22 protein-coding genes are annotated in these 20863 nt (G+C 47.4%); 5 read left to right on the forward strand and 17 right to left on the reverse strand.

From position 1 onward, the window contains the following. Position 1: 1 nt before the first annotated feature. The 7 genes from NWF04_04165 to NWF04_04195 form a co-directional block, all read right to left on the reverse strand. Complete coding sequence (locus NWF04_04165) at positions 2 to 712, reverse strand: AAA family ATPase (protein ID MCW4005776.1); 711 nt, start codon at positions 710 to 712, stop codon at positions 2 to 4. Beyond that, complete coding sequence (locus tag NWF04_04170; protein MCW4005777.1) at positions 709 to 1443, reverse strand: RAD55 family ATPase; 735 nt, start codon at positions 1441 to 1443, stop codon at positions 709 to 711. Before NWF04_04170 ends, NWF04_04165 begins: the two co-directional genes overlap by 4 nt. Next, complete coding sequence (locus NWF04_04175) at positions 1440 to 3815, reverse strand: PAS domain S-box protein (GenBank protein ID MCW4005778.1); 2376 nt, start codon at positions 3813 to 3815, stop codon at positions 1440 to 1442. The genes NWF04_04170 and NWF04_04175 overlap by 4 nt, the downstream gene beginning before the upstream one ends. 170 nt (positions 3816 to 3985) lie before the next feature. Continuing rightward, positions 3986 to 5050, reverse strand: coding sequence for a radical SAM protein (locus tag NWF04_04180; GenBank protein MCW4005779.1), 1065 nt, complete (start codon positions 5048 to 5050; stop codon positions 3986 to 3988). Between the two features lie 69 nt (positions 5051 to 5119). Beyond that, complete coding sequence (locus tag NWF04_04185) at positions 5120 to 6124, reverse strand: MBL fold metallo-hydrolase (protein MCW4005780.1); 1005 nt, start codon at positions 6122 to 6124, stop codon at positions 5120 to 5122. Positions 6125 to 6135: 11 nt separating this feature from the next. After that, entirely contained in the window at positions 6136 to 6705 is a 570-nt protein-coding gene (locus tag NWF04_04190) for an Lrp/AsnC family transcriptional regulator (GenBank protein ID MCW4005781.1), read from the reverse strand. A gap of 98 nt (positions 6706 to 6803) precedes the next feature. Further along, positions 6804 to 7154: a hypothetical protein gene (locus NWF04_04195; protein MCW4005782.1), complete on the reverse strand. Its 351-nt coding sequence runs from the start codon at positions 7152 to 7154 to the stop codon at positions 6804 to 6806. 437 nt (positions 7155 to 7591) lie between these two features. On the opposite strand from NWF04_04195, the gene NWF04_04200 reads away from it, so the two are divergent. Then, complete coding sequence (locus NWF04_04200; GenBank protein ID MCW4005783.1) at positions 7592 to 10039, forward strand: plasma-membrane proton-efflux P-type ATPase; 2448 nt, start codon at positions 7592 to 7594, stop codon at positions 10037 to 10039. A 74-nt stretch (positions 10040 to 10113) separates the two neighbouring features. Then, positions 10114 to 10347 (forward strand): Lrp/AsnC family transcriptional regulator, encoded by a 234-nt coding sequence (locus tag NWF04_04205; protein ID MCW4005784.1) that lies wholly within the window; start codon positions 10114 to 10116, stop codon positions 10345 to 10347. A 35-nt stretch (positions 10348 to 10382) separates the two neighbouring features. Here the strand turns inward: NWF04_04205 and NWF04_04210 are convergent, their stop codons facing one another. From NWF04_04210 to NWF04_04235, 6 genes are all read right to left on the reverse strand, one after another. Continuing rightward, positions 10383 to 10928, reverse strand: a complete 546-nt coding sequence (locus tag NWF04_04210; GenBank protein MCW4005785.1) for a ribbon-helix-helix protein, CopG family — start codon at positions 10926 to 10928, stop codon at positions 10383 to 10385. Between the two features lie 14 nt (positions 10929 to 10942). Next, positions 10943 to 11443, reverse strand: a complete 501-nt coding sequence (locus NWF04_04215; GenBank protein MCW4005786.1) for an Lrp/AsnC family transcriptional regulator — start codon at positions 11441 to 11443, stop codon at positions 10943 to 10945. A 290-nt stretch (positions 11444 to 11733) separates the two neighbouring features. Further along, positions 11734 to 12216: a GNAT family N-acetyltransferase gene (locus NWF04_04220; protein ID MCW4005787.1), complete on the reverse strand. Its 483-nt coding sequence runs from the start codon at positions 12214 to 12216 to the stop codon at positions 11734 to 11736. Positions 12217 to 12273: 57 nt separating this feature from the next. Next, positions 12274 to 13545, reverse strand: coding sequence for a nickel-dependent lactate racemase (larA, locus tag NWF04_04225; protein MCW4005788.1), 1272 nt, complete (start codon positions 13543 to 13545; stop codon positions 12274 to 12276). A 110-nt stretch (positions 13546 to 13655) separates the two neighbouring features. Further along, positions 13656 to 14426 (reverse strand): HAD-IIB family hydrolase, encoded by a 771-nt coding sequence (locus NWF04_04230; protein ID MCW4005789.1) that lies wholly within the window; start codon positions 14424 to 14426, stop codon positions 13656 to 13658. Then, on the reverse strand, positions 14416 to 15600 hold the full coding sequence (locus tag NWF04_04235; GenBank protein ID MCW4005790.1) for a glucosyl-3-phosphoglycerate synthase: 1185 nt from the start codon (positions 15598 to 15600) through the stop codon (positions 14416 to 14418). The genes NWF04_04230 and NWF04_04235 overlap by 11 nt, the downstream gene beginning before the upstream one ends. A 362-nt stretch (positions 15601 to 15962) precedes the next feature. Here NWF04_04235 and NWF04_04240 point away from each other — a divergent pair, with 362 nt between their 5' ends. The 3 genes from NWF04_04240 to pyrE all read left to right on the forward strand — a co-directional run bounded on the left by NWF04_04240 (position 15963) and on the right by pyrE (position 18388). Beyond that, positions 15963 to 16973: a sodium:calcium antiporter gene (locus NWF04_04240; protein MCW4005791.1), complete on the forward strand. Its 1011-nt coding sequence runs from the start codon at positions 15963 to 15965 to the stop codon at positions 16971 to 16973. Between the two features lie 82 nt (positions 16974 to 17055). Further along, entirely contained in the window at positions 17056 to 17760 is a 705-nt protein-coding gene (locus NWF04_04245) for an MBL fold metallo-hydrolase (GenBank protein MCW4005792.1), read from the forward strand. Then, positions 17753 to 18388, forward strand: a complete 636-nt coding sequence (gene pyrE, locus NWF04_04250; GenBank protein ID MCW4005793.1) for an orotate phosphoribosyltransferase — start codon at positions 17753 to 17755, stop codon at positions 18386 to 18388. Before NWF04_04245 ends, pyrE begins: the two co-directional genes overlap by 8 nt. Here the strand turns inward: pyrE and NWF04_04255 are convergent. The 4 genes from NWF04_04255 to NWF04_04270 all read right to left on the reverse strand — a co-directional run bounded on the left by NWF04_04255 (position 18385) and on the right by NWF04_04270 (position 20800). Further along, a complete protein-coding gene (locus NWF04_04255; GenBank protein ID MCW4005794.1) occupies positions 18385 to 18951 on the reverse strand; it encodes a TATA-box-binding protein in 567 nt (188 codons plus the stop codon). The two genes, pyrE and NWF04_04255, sit on opposite strands and share 4 nt — an antisense overlap. Before the next feature lie 61 nt (positions 18952 to 19012). Then, positions 19013 to 19741 (reverse strand): hypothetical protein, encoded by a 729-nt coding sequence (locus NWF04_04260; GenBank protein ID MCW4005795.1) that lies wholly within the window; start codon positions 19739 to 19741, stop codon positions 19013 to 19015. A 58-nt stretch (positions 19742 to 19799) separates the two neighbouring features. Then, positions 19800 to 20489 (reverse strand): S26 family signal peptidase, encoded by a 690-nt coding sequence (locus NWF04_04265; protein MCW4005796.1) that lies wholly within the window; start codon positions 20487 to 20489, stop codon positions 19800 to 19802. Between the two features lie 140 nt (positions 20490 to 20629). Then, positions 20630 to 20800 (reverse strand): chorismate-binding protein, encoded by a 171-nt coding sequence (locus NWF04_04270; protein ID MCW4005797.1) that lies wholly within the window; start codon positions 20798 to 20800, stop codon positions 20630 to 20632. Positions 20801 to 20863: the final 63 nt, after the last annotated feature.

A 20863-nucleotide genomic window follows, 5' to 3' on the forward strand; every position in this document is an offset into this window, starting at 1 on the left:
CTCAACCATACAAGCTAATACCTAAACTGGAGTCAATGTTGAATTTGCGAACCCGCAGGTCAATTGGGGTACCACGCATTTTGCGAACCATCATCACCCTGTTGTAAGCCATCTCGTCACGTTCAAGCCAAAGCACGATAACTCCTGACGCAAAGAATTCTTCAACTCCGAACTTGCTAATCATGTTCGAGCCAGTGTCGATGATTGATGAAACCAAGTTTGTGGTTCCTAGCTCGTCTAGGGAGAACATTAGTTGGCGGATGTATTCTCGTAGCTGGAACTGGTTTTCGGAGCTGGCAAACATGGGGGCAATGGGGTCAATGACTACTCGTTTGGCGTGGACTTTTTTGATGCTGGAGCGGATTTCTTCGATGATTTGACCGTTTTCTACATTTCCTTTGAATCTGCCAAGCCGTAGCTCGGAGAACTCGGGGGTTATGTCGATGAGGTTTAGGCGTTTGTCGCTGATGGGGTCGTCAAGGTTCCACCCAAAAGTTGCGGCGTCTTGAACCAAGTGTGCAGGGCGCTCGTCGATGGTCAGGTAAACGGTGTTTTCGCCTCGTTTTAGGCCTTCAAGCACGTACTGCAAGCAAAAGATGGTTTTTCCTGTTCCTGCCTCTCCTGAGATGAGGTAGGTTTTTCCTTGCTGGAATCCACCGCCTATTAACTCATCCAAACCTACTATGCCTGTTGGTATTCTGTCTAAACTCATGTTTTTTCACCGGATTTATTTTGAACTGGGATTGTTGCTTGGGGCATCTTTTGTTCGGGGGCGAACAGTTTGTTGGGCAAGGGGATGTCGGAGCTTGCGGGGTAGCCTTCAAGCTGCATGCGTGCAGAGTCGATTTTGATTGCCCCGTTCGAGAAAGTTTTGAGCTGGTTGAAGGTAACCGCTTCGTGGGCGCCTTCTTCAAGCAGGAAAAGCCCCAGCACATTTTGTCTTCTAAGTTGACCCAAAAAAATGTGAAGAAACCGCATGACTGTTTGGAGGCTACTGTAGATGAGAAACGAAGATAACGAGTCAAGCAGCATCCGCACGCCGATGTTTTGGACAAAATATCCCGCGCACCACTCGTTAATCACCACAGAAAGCTTCGAGTAATCCAGTATGCTAGGAACACGCCGTATAGAGGGCGTATCTGGAACATTAGCGCCAAGCATTTTTGAGTAGCAATCCACGAATTTTACTCTGCCCTCTTTCTCCCACGCAGGGTCCAACCCGTAGCGTTCCCAGTGAGAACGAACCTCCTCAGCCGTATTTGAAGTGGAAACATAAATAGCCGCTTCGTTTTGTTCAAGCCCGCCGTTAAGCAACAGCATGCCCAGTTCGCGTTTAGAAGATAAAGGCTCTCCGATGACTAGAAAGTTTGCGGGTTTAGGAAAACCACCTTTCAAGCCTTCATCCAGAAGGCTGATTCCTGAGGGTAAAAGCTGACTTGTCATGTTATCGCCACAGATGACCTATCAGGTTTTGTAACGCCAACATCGCGTATGTCCCGCACGATTTCAGTGAGGTTTTTAGCCATGTGAATAACTCCGATTGCGTCGCCGTTCTCGTTTTTTAGGGGGCTTAATGTGGCTAAAGCGGGGAAGGTGGTGCCGTCTTTTCGTACTTGTGTGATTCTTCCGCGGAATACGTTTTCGGGAGAGGTGTTTAGCGCTAGGGATTCAAGTTGAGGGTTGTAGTAAAACGCGGCTATCCAATGCCCGATCAGGTCTGAGGTGTCTTCTTCGGTGTAGCCGTGCATTTTGAGCCATGCGGAGTTAACGAAGAGGATTTTGCCGTTGTTGTCGGAAACTGCGATGCCTTCGATTGTTTGCTGGGCGACGCTGGATAGAAGGCGGATTTGGGTTTCGGCTTTTTTGCGGTCGGTTATGTCGCGCGCTGTTGCGATTACTCCAGCGATTTTGCCTGTGCTGCCTTTGAATGTGCTAGAGGAGACTTCAATTGTGAATTCTTCGCCGTTGCCTTTTAGCCCCTTGAATTCTTTGTTGCGAATTATCTTGTTTGTTTCAATAACTGCTTTGAGGTCAGTTAATGTCCGCTCACGTTCAGACTCAGCCACTAAATCAAGACATAACCTGCCGATAATTTGCTCCTTAGACTCATAACAGAAAAGCTCCAGCACCGCATCATTGCAATCAACTATACGTCCAGCCAAATCAATGTTCAAGATTGCATCGGGAGAAGCCGCAAAAGTTGCCCGTACCCGTTCAGTTTGGAACAAAAGTTCCTGTTCCGCTTTTTTGCGTTGGGTAACGTTTTCACAGAAAGCCAACAAGTTGCCGTCGGGCAGCTGTACAGAGTTTAAGATGACGTATACGTGGCGTCCAGTTTTTGTTTTCAGTGCTACCTCGCTTAGGGAGCGCCCCGTTTTTTTGACTTCTGCAAAGCTTTTGAGCGCGGTTTGCAGGTCTTCTTCGAAAAGTAGCTGGGGAATGCTCATAGTCAGCAGTTCGTCACAGGAATACCCCAGCAGCTTGGAAGCCGCTTCGTTTGCGTACTCGTATTTACCTTCAGGATTAGCCACGAAAACAGCAACAGGCGAGTTCTCCACGTAAACCCTAAACCGTTCCTTAGCCTTGGCCATTTCCAACTCGGCGTTTTTACGTTCAGTTATATCCCTGCCGATAAGAACCAACCCAGCTGGACGATTAAACTTGTCTTTAAAAAGACCCCCAGAATACTCCAAACTAAACGTTTCACCCTTCTTATTTACGGCTAAAGTCTCCTCGTTACGGACTATACCAATTTGGGAAACGCGTTCAACAAATTTTGTGGCTTCATCACGGCCAGTTTCAGGTGATAAGTCCAAGGCGTTCTTGCCGATTAGTTCTGTTTTTGGGTAAAGAAACAGGTTAACTGCTGCGTTGTTGCAGTCAATGATTTTTCCAGATAGGTCGATGAATATGATGGCGTCGGGGGAAGAGTCGAGTATGGCTCGGGAGCGTTCTTTTTGTCGTGAAATCTCGTTTTCGGCTTTTTGACTTTCAGTGGCGTCGCGGATTATGGCTAACCCCTGCCATTTGTCGCTAATCGTCAACGCGGACATGGACATTTCGGTGGGGATAACGGCGCCGTCTTTTCGTTTGCCTGGAAGCTGAGCTACCCTGCTGGGAAACGCCTTTGCACCCTTCGCGTTTAAGCCTTCAAACATTTTTTGCTGACTCTGACGGAAAACCTCAATATGCGTGGACGGCATCAAAAAATCAAGAGTCTTGCCCATGGCTTCTTTTTTGGTGTAACCAAAGATTGTCTGGGCGGCTTTGTTCCAAAAAGTGATTTTTCCTTTGGAGTCAATTAGTACTATGCCGTCTTTTGCGGCTTCGATTATGGCTTGGAATTTTTCTTCTTTGGCTTTTAGGTCTTCAAAGGCGCGTTTCTTTTTAACCAAGTTCAGGATGGTGCAGACAAGCTGTGCAGAGGCTTTGGTTTTTTCGGTGACTTCAAAGTATTCTGCTACGTCTAATCCAAAATGCAGTGCCTGCGCGTGTGCTTCAGGGAGTTTCTTGTTTGGCACTAACACGATTAAAGGAACACCCAAAGCTTGCTCGCTTAACTGTTCACAAATTGCCACGTCGTCTTTTTTGGGAAAAACCCAGTGCACCAGTAAAGCATCAACCTTTGACCTTGCCAAAAAACCGCGAGCATCATTAACAGAATAAACCACATCAACCGTTATGCCTCCTTTTTTCTCCAACTCTTTTAATAAAGGCAAAACGGCAGACTTGTCAAAGACAAGAGCTAAAACATGAACCTCGCCCGTTTCTATTTCGTCTCCATCACACAGCACATCATTTTTGACATTAATCATACCAAATCAACCTTAGATTTAGCGTTCAAAACGCTACGGGCTTCTAACAAAACTAGGGATGAAGCAATCTATTATAAGATTCTTACGAATCCCGAATCCTGACGTGAGATTCGCTTTGCAAAAAAAGGCAGAAGAAAAGCAAGAAAAGGAAAAGAAAGAGGGGCGTGGAGCTATTTTTTGCGCAGAGTTTTGGGTATATATGCGCAGCTTGGGTCGGAGCCCATGATGTCTCCTGTGAGGAAGTAAGCGGCGGTTCGGCAGGCTCCGCAGATGTCAAGGTACTCGCAGACTCCGCATTTGCCTTTGATGTTGCGTTTGTCTTTGACCTTGTTAAAGAAGTCTGAGGATTGCATGTCGTCCCAGATTTGCGCTATGGATTTGTCTTTGACGTTGCCTAAGCGGTAGACATCGTTGAAGCTGCAGGGTATGGCATCGCCGTTTTCTGCTATGCTCATGAATTTTCCAAAGAAGCACCTGCCCAAAAAGAAGTTGTTGTACCATTTGTCAAAGTCGGGCATGCCACGTTGTTTGGCTATGCGTGCAAAGAAGGGGCAGTAAACGTTGATTTCGGGTTTGCCTTTATAGACGGCTTGCAGGTCATAGAGTTTGTTCCATGCCCACTCGTACTGCTCGGGCGTTGGCGAGGCTTTGAGGTCTTTTTCGCTACGGCTATACGGTATGTACTGGTGGAAGATTACCCAGCGGGCACCGTATTTTTTGGCTAAATCCAAAACATGCGTAAAATCCTCGTCAGTAGCATTTGTTTTCGAGCCCGCGTTAGCTAAGGTGTACACAAGGCAGTTAAGCAAATTCACCTTCGACAAACGCTCAATAGCCGACAATGCCTTATCATAGGTTCCTTCGCCCCTAATCGCGTCATTAGCTTCTTTGGCGCCATCAATGCTCACTGATACGCGAACCTCATACTTCACGATGTTCTCAAATGCCGCGTCATCCATCAGGTGTCCGTCAGTGATGATGCTGGAATTCAAGCCCAGTTTCTTGGCGTACGCAATTATCTCGAAGAGGTCCTTGCGCAGAAGGGGTTCGCCGCCGCTGATGCCAAAAAAGCTTGCACCAAAATCGCGGATTTGCTCAACCATCTTCAAAGCAGTTTGGGTGTCGATTTCGTCTGGGAATGGGGGTTTAGATGCGGATGGACAATGCACACAGCCGATGTCACAAGCAAATGTGCACCGCCAAGGCAAAATATACAAAGGTCCTTTCTTACTCACGTGGTCAACTCCAATTCATTTTTCGTTTTGTTATGCATACTTGACTGTGAATTCTGGAAACCGCGGGGGTTACTGTATTGTGTAGAGGTTTCCTGTGCTGTTCCATACGAATGCCTCGGGGAAGGTCTGAGCCATCTTGCACATAGCTTTCCAGCCTGTGCAGTGCATGGGGACAATTAGGGAAGGGTTAATGCGTTTTAGTTCGTTGATAGTGGGGTCGATGCGGGGTTCGTAGGTTTTTCCTGCAAGATGAAAACCACCCAGTACCGCGTAAACGGTTTGGTTGCCTGTTAGCTGCTGGGCGTAGCTTGCGGTGTTTATTATACCTGCATGCGCACAACCTGAAATAACCACTAAACCCTTGCCGTGGACGTTGATGACTACTGCGCGTTCATCCATAATCAGCGAGTCAACTGCCCAAGAGCCGTTCTTTTGGACGCGGTTAGAGCCAAAACCTTTTTCGAAGCTGGTTTTGCGGGGGATTTCGCCGGTTATGCAGATTAAATCGTTTGCCAAGGAGGAGGGCTGCTTGGTTGGGACGAGCCGTGCTGGGCTGAGTTGCTCGTATGTGGGAAAAGCGGTGTGTTTGCGGACAGTTCCGTTTGGGCGGGTGGTTCCGCGTTCACCCAGCATATTTTCGTGGACAATTATTGGCAAATCGGGTTTGTTGATTTCTTTGACGACAGCTCTAAGTCCGCCGAAGTGGTCGTAGTGCCCGTGAGAAAGCACGATTGCTTCGACTTCTTGCCGCAGGTCTATGCCCATGCGTTTCGTGTTTTCCAGAATGACCTCAGGCGTGGTTCCTGTGTCAAAGAGTATAGCGTGTTTTTCGGTGCCGTCAAAGACGCGAATTAGCATGGAAAATCCGTGTTCGGCGGTTGGCATTTGCATGTGAGCTTTAAGCCATAAGTCGTCGTGGCGCTCTTGAGTCCACTGCCGCAGTGTCTGAACCTGCACTTTATCACAAGCAGACAACATATCCACAGAATTATCCACCAAACTAACCAACTCCACAGCAGTTGCCTCTCTAAGCTTGAAACCCAAACCGACCAAGGCAGAGTTCGCAGCAGCCATACGATTCTCCTCTACAAGGTGCCTTTGTATTGGCTTGTTGTGGGGCAACCGACGCATTTTTTGATTTCAAATCGTCTGCATGGGCTGCATTCTACGTTGCAGGGTGTTATGGTTCGTTCTTTGTGTGCCAAGTTTCCGCGGATTTGCAGGAACGGCGAGAAGTAAAAATCGCTTATGGGGTAGAATTCTGAGCGGCGAATTCCCTCGCTGCATCGGAGCGAGCATTTTTCGGTGGAGATGCTTTCGAGGGTTTCTTGGTTTTCTGCGATGACAAGGGCGATGAGGTTGTAGCCGCCTATGGTTTTGAAGATTTGGATGACTCGGGGGCAGTCTTTGAAGCGGGCAAGCAGTTTTTCCATGGCTTCGGCGCTTTCCATTTCCAGCATGACTATGGCGGGGTGAAGACCCAGCGCGTTGGGGTTTATCAGGGCGGAGACTTTGATGACGCCGCTGTTGATGAGTTTTTCAAGGCGTTTTTTGGTGCCCATGCTGGTGTATCCGATGATCTTGGATAGGTCCTGCAGGGTTGTGCGTCCGTCTTGCTGGAGTTGCGCCACTATTTTCTTGTCTATGTCATCCAAACTGTTCAACCGTTTACTAAACAAACATAAACCATTAATAAGGTTTATCTATTAAACTGATTCAGGCAAGAAAAAGGAAAACAAAACAAACAAAGGAGCTAAAGCCGCAGACCCTGTTTAGCGGCAAGGATATCCCCAAGCGAACCCTTCAAAGACTTGCCAATATCCTCCATGAAGGCGTATCGGCTTTGCACGGCTTTTTGGGTTCCTCCCGCCGCCAAGCAACATACTCCGATGCATTGACTAACGGGGGTGGGTTCAGGAAAAACCATCAGGGTTAACCCGACCTTGATGAGCTTAGACTCTTGGTTTTCACGCCACAACTTCTTAGTTGCCCTCATGTTCTGGGCTGTTTCTTTTATGGAACCCATGGCGCGTACAGTTTCCATTCGACTCTGGCGTAGCTCAGTCAAAGTCTTCGCTGTAGTCTTAGCTTCATCTAACCGCATAAACAACTCACACATAAACAGCGCGCTCTTGGATGAAAAACCTTTAGCCCCCAAAGCATGGACAAAAACTCCCACCACATCAGGCTCCAGCATAAACTTTGCCACCTCAAACGCAACCCAGCCACAACAGCAACACAGGTTTCGCACAAAAAACTAAATCCAAAACGCCGCCCGTCCAGAAAAGTCAACAAACCCGTGCAGGCAGCCTTGCTTGGTTATATGCACAATCGGCGGTTTCGTGCAGGCTCAAAAAACCATTAAGCCACAGAAAAACATCAAGCATTCAACGTTTGCCCCCAAAAACATTGACGTTAAAAACAGGGCTCCACCAAGCGGCACGGTTTTAAAAGGCAAACAAACAAAGGTTTTTGGCGGAAAAACTAAAAAGCAAAGCCACACATAATTTTGTTGCTGGTTTCTGAATAGAAGGTTTGTTTGTGAGCAGCAAAAAGTTATCTGATGATTCTTCGGGCGAGACCCCGTTTGAGGTTTACGCTAAAACAGGTTTATCCAATCAAGAAGTCAACAGCAAAATAGAACAGTACGGCTACAACGAGATTCCTGAAAAAAAAGTGAATCCGTACCGCAAGTTTTTGGGTTATTTTTGGGGACCAATTCCGTGGATGATAGAAGCCGCGGCGGGTTTGTCCATTGCGATTGCGCATTATGAAGATTTCGCGATAATTTTGACGTTGTTAATTGTGAATGCTGTGGTGGGTTTTTGGCAAGAACACAAAGCTGACAACGCGATAGAGATGCTCAAAAAACGTTTAGCGCCTAAAGCGCGGGTTTTGCGTGAGGGCAAATGGCAAGAAATCCCGTCAAGACAGCTGGTTCCAGGCGATATTGTGCGTGTGCGTTTGGGAGATGTTGTGCCTGCTGACGTCAAGTTAATGAAGGGAAACTATGTACTTGCGGATGAATCTGCCCTGACAGGAGAGTCCTTGCCAGTTGAAAAACATGCGTCAGACCTTGCCTACGCGAGCTCAATTGTACGGCAAGGAGAAATGGACGGATACGTCGTAGCAACAGGCATCAGCAGCTTCTTTGGCAAAACCACAAAACTCGTAGGCGAAACCAAAACAGGCAGCCACTTCCAAAAAGCCGTAATGAAAATCGGCAACTACCTAATCGTCCTAGCCGTCATAATGGTCGCCATAGTTTTCATGGTAGCGCTTTTCCGCAGCGAAAATTTGCTGGAGATTTTGCAGTTTGCCTTGGTGCTAACGGTTGCGGCGATTCCCGTGGCGTTGCCGGCGGTTTTGACGGTGACCATGGCTATTGGCGCGGTGGAGTTAGCTAAGAAGGAAGCCATTGTGAGTAAGTTGGTGGCAATTGAGGAGATGGCAGGCGTGGACGTGCTGTGCTCGGACAAGACGGGAACCATTACCAAAAACGAGCTCACAGTTGCACATGCGAAAACGTTTGGCGACTTCACAGTTGAAGATGCCCTGCTGTATGGCGCACTGGCTTCACGTGCTGAAAACCACGACCCCATCGACGATGCGGTCATAACCAGAGCCCGAGCAATCAAAGCCACCGCCGACCAAATAAAAAAATATGAAACCGTCGAGTTCGAACCCTTCGACCCGGTCTCCAAAAAAACTCAAGCCACCCTCAAAACCCAAGGCAAAACAGTAAAGGTTTCAAAAGGCGCCCCCCAAGCCATCCTCGCGTTAGCAGCAAACAAAGACGCCATCCAAGACAAAGTAAACGAAACCGTGAATTCATTTGCCAGTAAAGGACAACGCGCTTTAGGCATCGCAGTAGCAGACGAAAAGGGCAAGTGGCGTTATGTTGGGCTTCTTGCGATTTATGACCCACCCCGCGATGACTCTGCGGACACCATAAAAACTGCTCAAAAACTTGGAATGCATGTAAAGATGGTGACAGGCGACCACATAGCTATTGCGCGGCAGATTAGTCAGGAGGTTAATTTAGGTACGAACGTGTTGCCTGCGGACGCGTTTGTGGACAAATCAGACAGTGAAGCAAAGGGGCTTGTGGAGAACGCGGACGGGTTTGCACAGGTCTTCCCCGAACACAAATACCGCATCGTACAACTACTCCAAGAACGCGGACACATAGTAGGCATGACAGGAGACGGCGTAAACGATGCGCCTGCGTTGAAGAAGGCGGATGTGGGCATTGCGGTTGCGGGCGCTACGGATGCGGCGAAATCTGCGGCGGATGTGGTGATTACGCATACGGGTTTGTCGGTTATTATTGACACGATAAAGGAGAGCCGCAAAGTTTTCCAGCGCATGCAAAACTACTCAATCTACCGCATAGCCGAAACGGTACGTGTCTTGTTGTTCTTGACGCTTTCAATTGTAGCCTTCAACTTCTATCCTATAACGGCAGTGATGATTGTCATATTGGCGTTGCTTAACGATTTGCCTATCATGATGATTGCCTATGATAAAGTAAAAATCCAGGGTAACCCTGTAAGGTGGAACCTGCATGATGTCTTGCTTGTGGCTTCGCTGCTGGGCATCACAGGCGTGTTCACAAGTTTTGGGATGCTCTTGATAGGGCTAAACGTGTTCCACTTGGACATGGCGACAATTCAAACGCTCATATTCCTCAAGTTAACCGTCGCAGGACACCTAACCATCTACCTCGCACGCACAGGCACCCACCACTTCTGGGAACGCCCCTTCCCCGCAGGCATACTCTTTGGCATCACCGAAACCACCCAAATCTTTGGCACACTAATTGCAGTCTACGGCGTATTCATGGCGCCAATTGGCTGGGAACTAGCTGGGTTTGTCTGGGGCTACGCGTTGCTGGCGTTTTTGATAACTGACACCCTAAAAATACACTATTTCCGCCTAATGAAGCACAGCGAAACCAAGTTGAAACGGGTAAATACCGAGTCTTAAGGCTGCTGGCGGGGATTTGCATAACGCTTTAATTGGAAAGTGTTGTATTGGGTAGTTAGAAAAAGGAGATTAGTATGCCTAGAGCGTTTGTGCTGATAAATGTTGAATCAGGCGCCGAAGATGAAGTTCTAACAGAACTAAGGAGCCTTAACTTTGTGGAAGAATCCTACTTCTCTTACGGAGTATACGACATCATAGCAAAAGTGCACGCGGACACCATGGAGCAACTAAAAGAAATGGTTACGTTAAACGTCAGGACTCTTCCAAAAGTCAGGTCAACCTTGACGCTGATCATGATGGAAGAGTAACAACGCAGCCAACTTTTTCTTCATGTTTTTTCTTGCTACGACTTAACAGTAATGTTGAGTTTAGTTAGGTTTTCTTTGATTTCCACACGGAAATTCATGGCAGAGAAGAATTCTTCAAGGAAGATGCGCACGAACTTTTTGGGTGTTTCTGACCCGAAAATCAACGTGAATTCCTTGTCGGAGTTTTTGGTTAAACGGTAAAAGTTGCAGACTTCAAGGCGCGTTAGAATTTCCTCTGGAGAGCGTACCTTACTTTTTAGCTGTTCGTGATGGGCGCGGGCAACTTCGCGGTGTTCGTTCCAGAATTTTTCTTGGTCAGGACAGTTTTCGATGAGCCGCAAAAACAAGAGCCAGTGGTCGTTGTCAAGAATTAAGTGCTCACCGTCAAGAAGCAAGTCCATATACGCGTAGACTTTCTTGCGCACTGCAGGATCAGTTAATGCGTTGTTGTCATAGTAGAATCTTAGGGCGCGGCGCATTATCTCACTGTTTGACATGTCGGTTTCTTCACTGATTTTCTCCAGCAAAGTTGTAGTTGGCTGGTCAAATGCGACGGTTATTCGTGTGGGGTTTTTGGGCATGTTACTTCACATTTTTATGGTTTGAAGTTAGGGGGCAGCAGGATTCTAAAGTCCTCTTTGACGGTGTTTAACGCGACGTTCATGGTTGCGCGTTTGATGTTGGGCATAGCTGCTAGGTGCTTCATGTATTTGCTTAGGGTTTCTCGGTCGGTAAACTTGGCTATGACCACGGCGTCAAAATCTCCTGTTACTTCATATACACTAATTACATTCTTGTCCTGAGATATTTTCTTTGCTACAGGAGCTAAGTAGCCGCTTTGGGCTTTTACGAAGATTATAGCTGTCAGGGAAAAACCCAGTTTTGATGAGTCAATTCTTGCGCTGTAACCTTTTATTAGACCTTGGGCTTCCAAATGTTTTACGCGGTTATAGGCGGTTCCAACTGAAATATCCACTTTGCGGGCTAGTTTATTGAAGCTCAGTTTGGCGTTTTCCTGAAGCGTTCTGAGAATTTTGCAGTCCACAGCATCCATGTCTTCTGTGGGGTCTGCAGGAGAAAGCACAGCTCGAACCACAACATACACCCGAAACAAGTGTCCAATAGCACAAAGATAATATAAACATTTCTTCACCCAAACCAAATAAACACGCACACAAATCCACAATAACCAAAAAACACTCAACAAACATCCGAAAAACAGACGCACAAACAACACAACACAAAACCACAAACCAAACCCCACACCAACCTAATAGCAGCCTATTAGGCTCCAAATTTTAATTCTATGCAGAAACCATAGGGGGAGGGGGTAGGTCTACTTCTGTAAACTGCAGGCAAAAACTGCGAAGACAAAACAGTGGATGTTTAGAGTTTCTTGCTCATTACGTAGGCGTTTTCGCCGTCGGAGTAGTAGCCGTTTATGGTTTTGGTTATGTCTAGGCCTGCTTTTTTGTAGAGGTTGATGCCGATGTCGTTTGTGACGCGGACTTCAAGGTAGATTTGTTTGGCTTTGTAGTGTGCCATGCCTTCCATGGCTTTTTTGATCAGGGCGGAGGCTACGCCTTGGCGTCGGGCAGGGGGCAAAACTGCTATGGAGACTACGTGTCCTTTGCGGATTAACCCGCTTAAGCCAAAGTTGCCCAAGCCAACTTCGATGCGGCACATGATATAACCTGCGATGACGCCTTTTTCTTCTGCCACGATAAAGGTTTCAGGAAAACGCTTATGCAAGTCCATAAAGAACATGTCAGTGTAGTTTTCGGGTAAACAAAAACGGTTAATCCGCATAACTGCCTGTAAATCATCAGGCTTGAACTTTCGCAACTTGAACACTTGTTGCATCTTCATTGTATCCTACCAGTTTTCCATATTGAACTTAAACATTATGTTTTAGCGTTCCACACATTAGTTGTCGGCGGCTTTAACGGTGGGTAAGACGCAGTTTCCGTGGGGTATGGTCCAGACGCGTGCGGCTCTGCCTACGATGTTGAAGGCTTCGTTTAGGGCTTCGTTCACGGCGCGAGCGGTTTTCATTTTGAATATGTTAGATGCATAGTAATCAGGCAAAGAGGAAACCAGGATGATTTGGTGGTTTTGCAGGGCTTTTAGCAGGTAATACGCTTTGTGTCCGCCCAAGACGAAGTTGCGTTTGATTTCGCGTTCGGCTTGTTTTACGTCTGAGAAACGACTCATCCAGTCGTAAAAGTTTTGGTTCCCATGACCTTCCGCGCATTCAGCAACCAACACGATAATGCCGCCGCGTTTCACAACTTCCAACGCGCCATCCACAGCCTTGTACGCCTGATACAGATTCATGTCCGAGGGGGCGCCTCCGCAGCTAACAACCACAATCTCAGCTCGGCGGTCAACAGATACACGAAACATTTCATCAACCAGCTTGACGCCCTCCATGAACGCCGCCTCCAAATCCCCCGCAAACGCCGCCACTACCTCGTCCTTGCTGTTGGCAACCACGTTCACAATGAAATCAACTTTTGCCATCTTGGCGGCTTCGGTCATGTCTTCATGCACGGGGTTTCCCTCCAAGACGCCTGTTCGCGCAGAAGCCTTGAGCATCATCGCATGGTTATGCTTGATTGTTTCTTCCCCGGCAACAGCAGGCAAAACGCTTTTTCGCCCTCCCCCATAACCCGCATAGTAATGAAAACCCACATCGCCTAGCAGTACCCTAACGTCTGCTTCGGCAAAAACGCGGTTCACCATGACTTTGTTTCCGCTGCTTGTGGTTCCTAAATGCACCAAATCGTCTGCGCGGCAGTTATGGCTAATTACCGTGACTCTGTTGACGGCTTCTTCGCCTAAAAGTTTGAAGGCTTCCTCTGGGGTTACGGGGCGGTGGGTGCCGCAGCCAAAAATCACGGTTACCGCTTCGTCTTTTACGCCTGCTTTGTTGAGTTCCGCAAGCACGGGCAACAGCATGACTTCGCTGGGGGCTTTTCGGGTAGCATCATCCACGACTATAGCAACTTTGCTGTCGGGCTGGGCGATTTCGCTTAACCGTTTGGTGCCTATGGGTTCGTTGAGGGCGCGTTCAACTTCGGCTTTTGCGTCAGGGCAACCCTCGCGTTCGTTAGGTTCAATGGAGCCCAAAAAGTTGCGGGCAGGAACCCTAACGCACACATCAGTTTTTCCATAAGGCAACCAAACATCAACCATGAAGCATCACGTTATAAATAGAAAACACGCCAAAAGAATCTATTAAGCCTTATCAAACAAAACCGCAAAACACCTAACACCGCCGCCTAAACAGACAAAACAGGGAAAGTTTAGAAGTTGAGGTTCATGATATCGGCGAGGATTTTTTTCCAGATAGCTTCAATGTCGTCGGTTTGAGCTACGAACACGGGAACATCTACGACCTCGAGCATCTCGAAATCGTTGGGTCCGTTACCTACACCAAAGGTTTTGACTTGACCAAATTCTTGGAAGTACAGCCGTTTGAGCAGCTCTACAGCGGTTCCTTTGCTGTGTCGCCCAGTTAAATGAGAGTACCTATCGCCCTTGGTTACACGCAACCCTTGAGCTTCCAAGGCGGCAAATAGTTTTTTTTCGTCACCTTCTACTACGCGGAAGGGTTCATCGTACTCGCGTGCTTTAGCTAGCTCCGCAAGCCCCAAAGGCAAACCAGTATCCTCTGCGACTTCTTTCACGCTCAAATCGCCAAACCCAATCACCTTGCTGCTTGTTTGCTGCTGTGCTTTCTCAAGCTTACTGCGCAGTTCAGCATACGGGACGCCAAGCTCAATTACATCGTGGGTGGGGGTTTTTTTGGCAAAGCTATATTCTGATTTGAAGTAGCCGTGGGGCACAAAAATTGCGGCGCCGTTTTCTGAAATAAACGGGTCGTGTACGTTCATTTCGCAAGTGTAGAATTCGATTTCTTTGCGGGTTTTGCTGCTGGCAAAAACTACTGACGTGTCAAGAGAGAGGAGGTGGTTGATGGTGGCGTTTACTTCGCTGTAGCTGTATTCGTGGGTTAGCAAGGTGCCGTCAAGGTCGGTGAAGACTACTGCTTTTTGGGGTTGGCTAGGTTTCAACGGCTGCGCTCCTTAGGCGTTCTCGGGCATCAGGCATAACTGATAGCGTACGTAGCCAGTCGGGCAGCTGCGCAGAGGTGGGTTTGTTGAGGTACTGCTGTCCGCCTTCCATTATAACCCGCGACAATGCTTCTACGCTGCTTTCTTCACTGTGCCTGTCAAAGATTAAGTCGTTGCACAGGGCATCGGCGGCGTACTGGCGCACTCGGTCTTGGGCGAAACGGCGGTAAATAACCTGCAAGCTAAGCAGAAACGGCAAAGACACGTTAATGCCGTCGGTTTCAGTTAAGGTGCGGAAGATGGTGATTAAGCTGTTGCCCGCGGTTTTTAGCAGTTCGTCTTGGTTCATAGCTTTGTGTTTGTGGTCGAAAAAGCCCATGTCCACTTCGCAGATGCGTTTGGCAGAGACGTTTCGGTATAGTTCGGCGAGCATGCCGATTTCAAAGCCCCAGTCGCCTGGAATGCGCAGGTTCAAAGCTAAATCGCTGTATATGGCAACTTCCCCCGCCAACGGGTACCTGAATGATTGCAGGTATCGGATGAACGTGGATTTATGTCCTGTTTTCTTTTGCAGAGCCTCCAGAAGGGGGTTGATGAATAAACGGTAGATGCGTCCGTACATTCGTCGGCGTTCTAGGTTTACGCGGGCGTAGTAGCCTTTGCAAAATGAGAAATCCAGTTGGGGTTCAACAACTGAGTACAGCAGCTTGGTGGGTATCAGTTCCGTGTAAGAAACAATGTCGGCATCATGTATGGCTATGGCGTGCAAATCCAGCGAAGCTATGCCAATTGCCATCCAAACGTCTTTGCCTTTGCCACGAGACGCCGTAACGTCTAAGCCTTTGCTTTTGAGTTCTTCTAGGACGGTTGCGACGTCGGGGTTGTTGCACCAGAGCAGTTCGTAGGGCAAATCAAAACGTGACAGAATCTGATGTGCTAAACGGTATTCTTGGGGGGAAGCCGAAAGCGCGATGAAGACTTTTTTGAGGTAGTCACAGCCGTTTAAGCCTTCAACTATCTCTTTGAACGTGGGGTTGGTTAAGTCGCTTCCGATAACGGGAATAATAACTCCTGAGGGATACTTGTGGCTTAGATTCTTTAGTCGACTTTTTAGCACGTCAGCTTTTATGTCAAAATCATGAATCCTAGTTATTCTACCTTGATCAACATCCATACATTACACTCCCCTTCAAAGATAAATACAGGAAATAGGTTGATGATAATGTACTAAAGCAATATTTATAAGCGTTCACAGCGCTGCTAATGAGTTTGATCATGCTAAGTGGCGAACTTGTGCGAGTTCAGGAGAACAAAAAATGGGCGAAAGAGGGGCAATTAACGCTATGCAAAGTGCAGGCGTAAACTCTCAGCAGGTTACAAGTCGTTCCACACACCAATTTTACAGCCAAAACAAAAACCCCTGCAGCGCACAGGTATTTTTCGCCGCCATGTCTCTCAAAAACATGAATGGGCAATATGCAAGCCCAGCATAAACAAGGTTTTTAAAACAAAAACAAATCTGGAGGAACATAAGGCATGGCTATAGAATTTGGTGACCTTATAGTTAATATCTTGATAATTAGCGCCTCGTTTGTTGTTTTGAACTATGCAAGCAGCCTCACCATCGGAAACGCTGTAAAGGTAGCAACTGCTACGCGCCTAGGAAAAACCGCTGTTGGTTTTAGTTTGCTTGCATTTTCGACGTCGTTGCCTGAGTTAACCGTGGCTGTTAACGCTGCGCTTTCGGGCGGCGCGCCCATATCAGTAGGAAACGCGTTGGGCTCAAACATCGTTAACATCTGCGTCGTGGTCGGTTTAGCCGCGCTTGTCTTGTTTTTCAAACGCAAAAAAATGCCCAGCGCATCCAACTTAGTTCCAGAATTCGCAAAGTCAGAGCTAAACAGCATATACTTTGGGTTACTGGTCTCCTCCATGATACCGCTCGTGTTGATTTACATTAGCGAAGCCACATGGGTTGTAGGGTTTATCCTGATTTCTATTTTCGTGGTTTACATGTACAACATGTCCAAGGTTAGACTGCCAACTGACGAAAACTCGGAAGCCACTCCCTCAGAGGGAAAGTCAAAACTAAAACGCTATGGGCTGCTGACAATTGTGGGTGCTTTGGGCGTAGTAGCAAGCGCGCATTTTCTTGTGGACTCCGCAGTTTCAATAGCTCAGGGCGCAGGCATTCCCCAAACGGTCATAGGCGCAACCATAATCGCGTTTGGAACCAGCCTGCCAGAACTCACGATAGATCTAAAAGCATTCAGCAAAGGACAATCCGCGTTGGCGTTTGGAGACATAATCGGCAGCAGCTTCGTAAACATCACCCTCATACTGGGAATCACACTCTTCGTACCCGCGCTCATAGGCACACCCATAGTCATGAACATGGCAGCATACCAGAACTTGGTCATATTCTCCATAATCACAAACCTGTTCTTCTGGTACTTCATATCCCAAGGAAAACTAACATGGAGAGAAGGAGCATTGTTCCTGATAGTCTATGCCCTGTTCCTAATCACCACGCTGGGAGCGATGTAGCCATAGAGGGGTAATGAGGTATGGAGCGTAGCGTAATCCCTTTTAAACGCATCAACTAATAATACTACCGAGAAGATTATACATGCCAGTAGACAAGGTTCCCGAGAAAAACAGTATCCTGTTCGTGTGGCTCAACAACTACGCTGGAGTCCTGATTAAAACCCCAACGCGAACACTCCTAATAGACCCTGTAGATGTCAAAGCCCGCAATTTTCCCAAAGTCGACGCGATTTTAATAACTCATGAACACTACGACCACTTAGACCAACGCCTAATAGCCGAGTTTCAGAAAACCACTGGCTGCGCAGTCATAGCAGACGCCACCTCAATCAAAAGCCTCAAAACAAACCTGTCCTCAAACAAGCTCTACGAAACCAAACCAGGCGACCACATCAAAATCGGTGCAGTCAACGTCAAATCCGAAAAATGCAACCACAAAGCCGCCGCATCCCCCGTCTCATTCATCATAACCAGCGAAGACGGCGTAAAAATCTTCCACACCGCCGACAGCATGCCATACCCCGAAATGGTAGACATCGGATTACGAGAAAAACTCGACATCGTATTTTGCACAGTAGGCATTGCACAGGGAACCTCCCCAGAAGCAGGTTCGGAAATCGCGTGGTTAACCAAACCCAAAGTAGCAATACCGTATCACACGAACTCGGTGGCAAGCCAGAAAAAATTTGCCCAAATCCTTCGCAAAGACATGCCAAAAACAGCATGTCTCATCCCCGAAGTGAACAAGATTTACCAAATCTCCAAAGGTGAATCCCAAAATGGCTAAAACCAAAAAAACCGAAATGGCAAAAATCTTAACAAAAATTGATGCCCTGCAATTTGGGCTCTTTGACATGGCAGACGGCAAAGTAAGCCCGTACTACATTGACTTGAGGGTTATTCCTAGTTTTCCTGACGCCTTCAAAGACATCTGCGCCTTGTACGAGCAGACCATAAAAAAGAAGATAGGGATGAAAAGTTTTGACCGCATCGCAGGCATTCCCTTGGCGGGTCTTCCTTTTGCCTCGCAGGTGGCGTACAATCTTGGAAAACCGTTCTTGTATGTGCGTAAGGAGGATAAGGGTCAGGGTCGTGAGCGGCGTGTGGAGGGGGTTTTGGTCAGCGGCGAGCGGGTTTTGCTGGTTGATGATTTGACAACGACGGGGTTGACGTTGGGGCAAGCTGCAGAGTCGGTTAGGGCAGAAGGCGGCGTAGTCGTCAACGCGGTTTCGCTGCTGGACCGTGAAGAGGGCGCAAAAGAAAAGCTTAACCAAAAAGGCATAGACTTGCAGGCGGTGCTCAAGATAAGCGAAGTAGCCAAATCACTCTACGAAATGGGCACCATAGACGAAGAAAGCCTCAACGTGATTATGAAACAAATCAAGAAAAAGAAGGCTAACCAACCTAAGCGTTAGTCGTAGAAAATCAGGTCTTGCTCTTCCAACAGCTTATGCAACTGCTCAACCGCAACGTACACATACTCTTCCTTTTTAGCACCCGTGCAAACGAGTTTGCCGCTTGCAAACAGCAAAATCACAACTTTTGGCTCCGCCATACGGTAAATCAAACCGGGAAACTGTTCAGGCTCATACATGGCTCTGCCCAAAGTGTAAGCAGCCCTCTCCAAATCAATCATGCCGCCCAAACTTGCCGACGCCACAATATTTTGTATCTTAAGCTCAGGCTTGCTTATGATGATTATACCGCCTTTCTTGAGTTCCTTGACAACTTTCATGACGGCACGGCGGGCTTCTTTTTCGGATTTTGCGCCTGTGCAAACCATTTTTCCTGAACTAAAAATTAGGGTGGCGGTTTTGGGTCTTTTTAGCCTAAAAACAAGCCCGGGGAACTGTTCAGGGCGGTATTCTACGCCGGGGTAGCCTTTCACTACGGAGTTGAGGTCTACTTTTTGGTTTAAAGTAGCCGAGGCAACTACGTTTTGTATGCTTATGCTGGATTTAGCGGTAGGCGTGGACATGCTTTAAATCAACTGTGATTATTTGTATTAAATAGGCTTTGTTAATAAATACATCTAATTGTTACGACTCCGAAGAAACCGTGTTGCGCTCATCTACACCTGCTTTTCTGCTCCTCATCAAAGGCAACACAAACTCTGCAATCACCAACAAAATAATAAGCAAAATAATCACAGGCACCACAATAACCAAATTGTTTAAACCAAAAAAGCTACGCGCAAAAATGGCCAAATGCCCAACCCAAGGTATGCGCAAAATTACCTTGCCGTAGATGTAATCTTCTGAAACCGCGCCGTTGTAGGTGCTGGTGGAGTCTGTGGGGCTAGAACGCCAGTTATCGTAGTAAGCAGGGTCAGAGACAACAGGCCAACTGTAGCGGGGATTACCATCGCCTTTAGTGTAAAAATATAGTGTTCCGTTCACTTCTACGCTTTCAGTTATGCGGTGCACAATTTTTGCGTAGGGGTCATTTTCAGGTCTGTCAGGGCGTTGAAAGACGATAACGTCGCTGTCGGGATAGTCAACTTTGAGGTCTTTTGGGTCTACGCCTTGGATGATTATTAGGTCCCCGATGTGCAGGGTGTGGTCAAAAGGATGGGTCCAACCGTCACAGGCACCACCGTACGGGATACACATGCTGCCGCTTACTACGGCTAAAGCAGGAGGAATATCAGTGTTCAAAGCTAACTGGGAACCATACCAGAAACCGAAAACGATGCCCACGATTAAGAGGATGACAGTTACTGTTTGGAAGTAGTCGTTTTTCCATAGGCGCTTTATGGGGGCAGTCAAGCTGTAGCTTCCTCCTCGATGTTTATGGTCTTGTAAGGGATAGGTTACGTTTTAAAAGTTACCTGTGAAGAGCTGTTTCAGACAGATTTTGCGGTGGTGACCTTTGTTTTTTGATGAGGGGCAAGATGAACTCGTAGGTTATAAGCAGGACAATGAGCAACGCGATTATGGGCATGGCTAGGTATTTGTAGTTTCCAGCAAAGACGCTTTGTGTGAAAAGTGCTATGTGCCCAATCCAAGGTATGCGCATGGAAACTTTGCCTACGACAAGGTCTTGGCTAACAGAACCTTGTGGAATGCTGGTGTTGCTGGAGTACCAATGGTCATACATGTAAGGCTGCACAGGGTCAGGCCAGCTGACAGGAGGATTGCCATCGCCTTTAGTGTAGAAGTATCTTATGTCGTTGAGTTGGGTTTCAGCGGTTATGCGGTGGACTATAAGCTCGTCGGTTCTGCTGGGGTTATGAAAGACGATAACGTCGCTGTTGGGGTAATCTGCGTTGAGGGTTGCGGGGTCAACAGGCTGGATAAGCAGTATATCGCCTACGTGCAGGGTACGGTCAAAGGGGTGAGTCCAACCGTCACAGGCACCACCGTATGGAATGCACATGCTGCCGCTTGGGACTACAGCGATGAACCCAGAGGTCTCAGCCACGTAAAAGCCAACGATAAGCACCAAAAACAAAGCGACTGTAACGCCTGTCTGGAAATAATCGTTCTTACAGATTCTCTTGATTGTAGCGGTCAAACCCTGCCTCCTTTGAGATTATAGAGCAGTCTTGTTGGAGGTAGAACTTGACGCTTTAATACTTTACCAATATCGAAAACAAACTCAAACCAAAAACAAAAGGGAGGGTTGGGAGAAGCAAACGAAAGCCAGTTACGCCGTTAGATTTTTTGTTTACTAAGTACTTCGCGGAAGGTTGCGTGACATTTGGGGCATTCAAAAAGCCCGATTTCAAGCTGCATTCTTTTTCCAGCCTTGTCTGGTCTGCCAGCCATTTTCCAGGTCTTCTTTGGTTGAGCAACTTCAGTGTTACATTTTGGACATTTGCCCATTTTAAGTTCCTCTAATAATAACTATGCATGTTTCACATGACGGAAAATAAAAAACTTGTCCAT

Source organism: Candidatus Bathyarchaeota archaeon (assembly GCA_026014465.1).
Taxonomy (GTDB): domain Archaea; phylum Thermoproteota; class Bathyarchaeia; order Bathyarchaeales; family Bathycorpusculaceae; genus JADGNF01.

Bases quoted from the DNA above. Each gene is read 5' to 3' on its own strand.
- NWF04_04165 (MCW4005776.1), bottom strand. From the start codon at position 712: ATGAGTTTAGACAGAATACCAACAGGCATAGTAGGTTTGGATGAGTTA.
- NWF04_04170 (MCW4005777.1), bottom strand. From the start codon at position 1,443: ATGACAAGTCAGCTTTTACCCTCAGGAATCAGCCTTCTGGATGAAGGC.
- NWF04_04175 (MCW4005778.1), bottom strand. From the start codon at position 3,815: ATGATTAATGTCAAAAATGATGTGCTGTGTGATGGAGACGAAATAGAA.
- NWF04_04185 (MCW4005780.1), bottom strand. From the start codon at position 6,124: ATGGCTGCTGCGAACTCTGCCTTGGTCGGTTTGGGTTTCAAGCTTAGA.
- NWF04_04195 (MCW4005782.1), bottom strand. From the start codon at position 7,154: ATGCGGTTAGATGAAGCTAAGACTACAGCGAAGACTTTGACTGAGCTA.
- NWF04_04205 (MCW4005784.1), top strand. From the start codon at position 10,114: ATGCCTAGAGCGTTTGTGCTGATAAATGTTGAATCAGGCGCCGAAGAT.
- NWF04_04210 (MCW4005785.1), bottom strand. From the start codon at position 10,928: ATGCCCAAAAACCCCACACGAATAACCGTCGCATTTGACCAGCCAACT.
- NWF04_04220 (MCW4005787.1), bottom strand. From the start codon at position 12,216: ATGAAGATGCAACAAGTGTTCAAGTTGCGAAAGTTCAAGCCTGATGAT.
- larA (MCW4005788.1), bottom strand. From the start codon at position 13,545: ATGGTTGATGTTTGGTTGCCTTATGGAAAAACTGATGTGTGCGTTAGG.
- NWF04_04235 (MCW4005790.1), bottom strand. From the start codon at position 15,600: ATGGATGTTGATCAAGGTAGAATAACTAGGATTCATGATTTTGACATA.
- NWF04_04240 (MCW4005791.1), top strand. From the start codon at position 15,963: ATGGCTATAGAATTTGGTGACCTTATAGTTAATATCTTGATAATTAGC.
- NWF04_04245 (MCW4005792.1), top strand. From the start codon at position 17,056: ATGCCAGTAGACAAGGTTCCCGAGAAAAACAGTATCCTGTTCGTGTGG.
- pyrE (MCW4005793.1), top strand. From the start codon at position 17,753: ATGGCTAAAACCAAAAAAACCGAAATGGCAAAAATCTTAACAAAAATT.
- NWF04_04255 (MCW4005794.1), bottom strand. From the start codon at position 18,951: ATGTCCACGCCTACCGCTAAATCCAGCATAAGCATACAAAACGTAGTT.
- NWF04_04270 (MCW4005797.1), bottom strand. From the start codon at position 20,800: ATGGGCAAATGTCCAAAATGTAACACTGAAGTTGCTCAACCAAAGAAG.